This is a genomic window from Peribacillus simplex (assembly GCF_001542915.1).
GTDB classification, from domain to species: domain Bacteria; phylum Bacillota; class Bacilli; order Bacillales; family DSM-1321; genus Peribacillus; species Peribacillus simplex_B.
The window spans coordinates 39,460-45,459 of sequence record NZ_LNNH01000014.1; the positions used below are offsets into that span (position 1 = coordinate 39,460).

Below are 6,000 nucleotides of genomic sequence, written 5' to 3' on the forward strand. Positions count from 1 at the left end.
ATTTCCCGCAGGAGTCTCGCCCCTTCCGTTCCAATCCACTTTGCGTGAAAACGTAGATAGATTTTGATTGTTCACAAATTCAATGGATTTGTACCTTAGGCGGTTCCTTTCCACTTCAGGCACTCGCTTTCCGGGGGCGGTCGGGGAGCCACCTCGGTGCTTCCCGCAAGAGTCTCATGCCTCTCGTTCTGCTGTCCTTTGCATGGAAGTAAAGTGATTTTCTCGGATATAACAACAAGCTTTATTTCGAATAGTATTTGACTGGTTCCATACAGTGGGCAACACAATTTGCTAATATTTTCGCCTCTTAAAATACTATCCTAAAAAAGTTATTGACAAAGCTACTCGGAGTCCGTATAGTATTGAATATTATAAAAATATTCAGATATAATTTTTTATGAAACGCAATGATCAGGAGTAGTAAAAGCTCATCATTCGGTAAAGAGAGCTGCGGGGTGGTGCAACGCAGTCCAATGAGACTTTGAACTTGCCTGGGAGTGGTAAAGCAAGGGGGTAAAGATTATTTTTTTCTCTTTGTTTTGACGGGTAACCTTCGTTACAGGGTTTTTAGAGCAGGGTTCTAAAAGAGCCAAAAAGAGTGGTACCGCGGTAAGCATAAGGCATATCGTCTCTTTCTTCATTTGATTATGAAGGAAGAGACGATATGCTTTTTTTGATATTTTGGGAGGTAAGGATATGGAAACGGACAAAAGGAATTTACAGAGGACCATGACTTCACGGCATATTACGATGATGGCATTAGGCGGGGCAATCGGTGCCGGTTTATTTAAAGGGAGCAGTTCAGCGATTGATATGGCAGGACCGGCCGTCATCCTTGCATACTTGATAGGAGGGATCATCCTTTTATTCATCATGCAGGGTTTAGCTGAAATGGCAGTCGCTAATAGCGGTGCAAGAACATTCCGGGATTTGGTTCAGTCGATTTTAGGAAAGTATCCAGCGTACTTCCTGGATTGGATTTACTGGAAAATGTGGGTATTGAACATCACGGCGGAATCAATCGTTGCGGCAATCTTCATACAATATTGGCTGCCTGGATATCCGATCTGGATGTTGGCGTTAGCTGTTTCCGTGTTAGTCACGGCGGTTAACTTGCTGTCGGTAAAGGTTTTTGCGGAAACGGAGTATTGGCTTGCCTTAATTAAAATCACCGTCATCATTGTCTTCATCCTGGCTGGTTTATTGTTATTGCTTGTAACGTTTGGCGACCATGCTGCAGTCGGTTTTTCCAACTTGACTGACAACGGCGGTTTCTTCCCGAATGGATCGAAGGGATTGATCACGGCGATGTTGGTGGTCATCTATTCATATGGTGGCACGGAAATTATCGGGGTCACATTGGCGGAAACGAAAAATCCTGAAAAAGTGGTTCCAAAAGCGGTTCGCAGTACATTGATACGGATCATTTCCTTCTATATCATCCCATTTTTCATCATCGTCAGCTTGATTCCTTGGAACGAGGTGAACGGTGTACCGGAAAGTCCGTTCGTGATGGTCTTTCAAATGATAGGGATTCCAGGCGCCGATCACATTATGAACGCCGTTGTTTTACTGGCGATCATCTCATCGATGAACTCAGGGTTATATGGTTCATCCCGAGTCCTGTATACACAAGCCGTGGACGGTCGCATCCCGAAAATCTTCTCCCGCTTATCCAAGAAGAAGGTCCCGGTATACGCAATTCTAATGTGTACGTCCGCTTTATATATCGGTGTATTGATTTCCTTATTTGCCGGCAGCAAGACCTTCGATTTCTTGATGGGATCGCTAGGATACACGGTCTTGTTCATTTGGTTGATCATCGCCTTCGCCCATTTGAAGTCACGTAAGCAGCAACAAGGAAAACCAAGTGCCTATGCGGTCAAATGGTTCCCCTATACGACCTGGGCTGCAATTATCGCATTACTGATGATTTTGATCGGCATCATTTTCACGACGTCGATGATCGTCACGATGATTACCCTTTGCATTTACATCTTTATTACCTTGACGTATGTATCGAAAAAACGTCATCACAAAATCTAGCATGCAAAGCCATGGCAGCTGACCATGGCTTTTGCTTCGGACATTCGGAAGGATGGGAAATCTGGCGCAGCAGTAGTTCAAGGGAATCATTAACATTTGCATATAAAGCGTCCATTAAACGAGAAATGTAGTATAATAATCCTTGGAAAATAACCATAATATTGAAAGTCGGCGCAAACTATGAAAAACAAATCTATTTTACCTTTACACCCGCTATGGTATTTATTGCTGTTGGTGGTTACTAGTTCCATTTATTCAATCATCAATCAATCTTCAGGTCACGCTGTCGATGTTACGACTATAATAGATGGAGAGATTCCCTTTATTAAAGAATTTGTCGTGCCTTATTTACTGTGGTATCCGTATATTTATGGATTGCTGATTTACTATTGTTTCGTTGACCGGAAACACTATTTCGTGGCATTAGGCAGTTTAGTATCGGGGAAGCTAATTTGTTTTCTTATCTATTGCCTTTGGCAGTCGACAGTCCCCCGTCCGGAAGTGATGGGGAATGATATCTTCGCCCATTTGATGCGCGTCGTTTATAGTCATGATCAGCCCGTCAACTGCTTGCCCAGCATTCATGTACTGACAACATTCATCATGATGATCGTCGTTCATAAACGGAGGGAGCAGCATAAGTGGGAGCATGCCGGCGTAACGGCATTCGGAACACTGATTATCTTATCGACCCTATTCACGAAGCAGCATGCCGTTCTGGATGTCCTGGCTGGAATACTCCTTGCTTGCGGAATGTACGCTGCCATACAGTACATGTTCCAAGCCATATCTACTTATCAGGCAAACCATTTTCCAGCAAGGCAAATGAAAAAATGAGCACAGGCTAAGCAGCTGATTCATTTACAGAGTAGTCACTCTCGCAAGAGAAGAAAAACCATTAGTTTTTCTTCTCTTGTTCTTTTTTAGTAACCCGTGTGGCATCATTATATTTCGGAACGGAAGGTTTTACCTAACTGGTTACCAAGACCAAAATAATGGCGGAAATTATAGATAAGTGGACTCCACTTAGTTGGATCAATATGATTTTCTTCAATAATGATGGCTTCATGAGCGTGTACATGTACAGCTTGCGTCTCGACAATGGCAAAATCAGGAGAGTGTTCAGGAATTCGAATATGCTTCACTGTTGCTTCGATTTGAAGTGGACACTCCATGATTCGAGAAGGTTTTACTGAAATGGACTCAATAGGTGTTAAGTTACTAAGAGCAAATTTGTCCTTTCCATACCTGAAGCCAATCTCTTTCTTATAATCTGGAACCGGATTTTTTCCTGTGTAAGGTGCCAAACTTTCTACATGTTCCCATAATGAAGGATTCGGAACATTGATGACACATTCGGGGTGTCGTTTTATGTTTTCTATTGCTTTTCCTCCAAGCCCAATTCCTAATATAATGCAATCACCTAAAGCCCATGACGATGACATTGGGCTGATATTCACCGTCCCATCCTCATTTAGCGAATTCAGTAAAATGACTGGAGTACCATAATAGAGAATTTTAGGTTTAATTATGCTTGAGTTTAGAATATCATTCATATTTATTACTCCTCCTATCCATATGATTTCCTTTATTGTAAAATATAAATATTTCGATGGTTATCGAAATATGGATTACATGATGGGGAGGATTGGCCAATTAATGAACGCAAATCCAAATGTAGCAATGATTGCAACTCTTGTAAGTGAAGCTTCTCGTGCAGCCATATTAACAACCTTATTGGATGGCAGATACCATACTACAAGTGAATTAGCCTATATGGCAGGAATCGAACCACAAACGGCTAGTTTCCATTTAGCAAAAATGGTGGATGTTAATATAGTGACGGTTGAAAAACAGGGAAGACATCGATATTATGGAATTCAAAATCAAGAAGTTGCCCAAGTTATGGAGTCGTTTCTATCCATAGCTCCACCAATCGAAATAAAATCATTAAAACAAGCTTCGGAAGCTAAAGCGATGCGTCTTGCCAGAACATGTTATGATCATCTTGCAGGGAATTTGGGAGTGCAGTTAACAGAATCTTTAGTTAAAATGGGTGTTCTTTATGAAGATAAGAACGGGTTTTCCGTTACTGAAAAAGGAGAGGCTTTCTTTTCAAATTTTCAAATTGATTGTAAAAAAATTAAGAAAAAGCGTCGTTCATTCACTCACAAATGTTTAGATTGGAGTGAAAGACGTCATCACCTGTCGGGAGCATTAGGAAATGCCCTTCTAGAAAGACTGCTAGAATTAAATTGGATTCAACGTTTACCCAATACACGAGCAATAAAAATCACGCCTGACGGAAAAAAGGGACTCAAAGAAACATTTTTTTTGCAGATTTAGCCTGTAAGAGGTTAAATCTGTATTTAAAATAGGTATTATCTGTAATTAAAGGGTTTGACATCCATGGGATGCAGCAGTAAAATAAACCTATCTTGCAATGCAAGGTAAATGATCACCATTCACTACCTGGTTATACAAGATAATGAAAGAAGTGAATTCGATTTCTATGTCCTCGACTCAAATGCTTAAAGGAATTCTGGAAGGCTGTTTACTGGCAATCATGAATGAAGGGGAAGTTTACGGCTATGAATTAGCCGAGAAGCTTAATAGGTATGGTTTTGAATCGTTAAGTGAAGGCACGATTTATCCGTTATTGATTCGTATGCAGAAAGAAAAACTGGTCCATACAACTTTAAGAAAATCAACAGCAGGACCTAGCCGAAAGTATTATTCCTTATCGGAAAAGGGAGAAAAGGAATTGGACATCTTTATTGAACGGTGGAATAGGCTGAGTTTCAATGTAAACCAGATAGTAAGGAACAAAGGAGGAATTTAGCGTTGCTTGATCTGAACACGTCGTTGTCCAAGGATAGTCAGCATTTCTTGGGAAATCTCAGGTTATACCTTATTGCAAATGGAAAGAATACGGATGAAATTGAGGAGATCATGGAGGAACTGGAGGTTCACCTTACAGAGGCTGAAAGTAACGATAAGAGTGTCGAACATATTGTAGGCAGTAGCCCAAAAGAATATATGGAGCAAATTTCTGCTGAAATGCCGGTTGATTTTATGGGCTCGCTAAAATATATCGTAATGATTTTATTCGGTGCAGCTTCCTATTTGATAATGGATAAAGCTCTAAATGGCGGAATCGAATTTTCATTTTTGGAGCTTATTGGTTATCCTTTAGCCGGACTTCTTTCAATCGCAGTTTATATGATATCTTTTAGGTATATGGCAAGTCACACAATATCCATGGTAAGGCAAAGTGTACTCCTATCCACCCTAGGCATAATTTCGATAGCGTTGTTTGCAAGTGTCATGATTCTCAGTGGAACACATGGCACACCTTTTGTAAAACTTGAAAATACAGGTAACGTTGTTGCCGTGATAGCAGCTATTTCGATATTAATCATTTTATCCATATGGAGTCGAACGTGGATTTCGATCATTATCCCCATCCTTCTTTTTGGTCCCACCCTTATAATGGACAACACCCATTATCAGGAAAGTGTAAAGGTGGTGTTGAGCAGCCTGATAACGATGCTCGGCATCCTGCTTTATTGTGGAATTACGCTCAAGAAATTGAAAAACGTGCAATCATAAATGAAAAGGCACCAAACTTCCTTTAGGGGAGGTTTGGTGCCTCAGACTTTAGACAAACTCGATGAAAATCGAGTTTGTCTATTTTTATGGCCTGTACAATTTAGACGTTGATTTCCACTCCAGGCACTCGCTTTCCGCGGGCGGTCGGGGAGCCTCCTCGGCTTTGCCTGCGGGGTCTCCCCTAGACGCGCTTTTCCCGCAGGAGTCTCGTACCTTCCGTTCCAATCAACTTTGTCTTACCATTTAGATAGAACACTTTTGACTGGAGTCATTTTTGTTTTAAAATTGAAGTATTAAAACTTGAGGTGATGAGGATGCTTTCTAAACATGATTCTATTCAGC

At 41.0% G+C, this 6,000-nt stretch carries 6 protein-coding genes and 1 other annotated feature; of the genes, 5 read left to right on the plus strand and 1 reads right to left on the minus strand.

The features are described 5' to 3' along the window. Positions 1-398: 398 nt before the first annotated feature. Positions 399-636 (plus strand) — a binding site (T-box leader). A gap of 60 nt (positions 637-696) precedes the next feature. Together AS888_RS09295 and AS888_RS09300 are read left to right on the plus strand one after the other, a co-directional pair. Next, positions 697-2,046: an amino acid permease gene (locus AS888_RS09295; RefSeq protein WP_061141905.1), complete on the plus strand. Its 1,350-nt coding sequence runs from the start codon at positions 697-699 to the stop codon at positions 2,044-2,046. Positions 2,047-2,226: 180 nt separating this feature from the next. Beyond that, a complete protein-coding gene (locus tag AS888_RS09300; protein WP_061141906.1) occupies positions 2,227-2,883 on the plus strand; it encodes a phosphatase PAP2 family protein in 657 nt (218 codons plus the stop codon). Between the two features lie 107 nt (positions 2,884-2,990). Here the strand turns inward: AS888_RS09300 and AS888_RS09305 are convergent, their stop codons facing one another. After that, positions 2,991-3,602 carry a flavin reductase family protein gene (locus AS888_RS09305; protein WP_061141907.1) on the minus strand — a complete coding sequence of 204 codons (612 nt, stop codon included), beginning with the start codon at positions 3,600-3,602 and terminating at the stop codon, positions 2,991-2,993. A gap of 103 nt (positions 3,603-3,705) precedes the next feature. Here AS888_RS09305 and AS888_RS09310 point away from each other — a divergent pair, with 103 nt between their 5' ends. The 3 genes from AS888_RS09310 (at position 3,706) to AS888_RS09320 (ending at position 5,658) form a co-directional block, all read left to right on the plus strand. Continuing rightward, a complete protein-coding gene (locus tag AS888_RS09310) occupies positions 3,706-4,392 on the plus strand; it encodes an ArsR/SmtB family transcription factor (RefSeq protein ID WP_061141912.1) in 687 nt (228 codons plus the stop codon). A gap of 166 nt (positions 4,393-4,558) precedes the next feature. Continuing rightward, complete coding sequence (locus AS888_RS09315) at positions 4,559-4,888, plus strand: PadR family transcriptional regulator (protein WP_061141913.1); 330 nt, start codon at positions 4,559-4,561, stop codon at positions 4,886-4,888. Positions 4,889-4,890: 2 nt separating this feature from the next. Further along, positions 4,891-5,658 carry an HAAS domain-containing protein gene (locus AS888_RS09320; RefSeq protein WP_061141908.1) on the plus strand — a complete coding sequence of 256 codons (768 nt, stop codon included), beginning with the start codon at positions 4,891-4,893 and terminating at the stop codon, positions 5,656-5,658. Positions 5,659-6,000 lie beyond the last annotated feature (342 nt).

What these genes read in the sequence shown, in the direction of transcription:
- AS888_RS09295 (WP_061141905.1), top strand. Translation starts at nt 697, where the DNA reads ATGGAAACGGACAAAAGGAATTTACAGAGGACCATGACTTCACGGCAT.
- AS888_RS09315 (WP_061141913.1), top strand. Translation starts at nt 4,559, where the DNA reads ATGTCCTCGACTCAAATGCTTAAAGGAATTCTGGAAGGCTGTTTACTG.
- AS888_RS09305 (WP_061141907.1), bottom strand. Translation starts at nt 3,602, where the DNA reads ATGAATGATATTCTAAACTCAAGCATAATTAAACCTAAAATTCTCTAT.
- AS888_RS09300 (WP_061141906.1), top strand. Translation starts at nt 2,227, where the DNA reads ATGAAAAACAAATCTATTTTACCTTTACACCCGCTATGGTATTTATTG.
- AS888_RS09310 (WP_061141912.1), top strand. Translation starts at nt 3,706, where the DNA reads ATGAACGCAAATCCAAATGTAGCAATGATTGCAACTCTTGTAAGTGAA.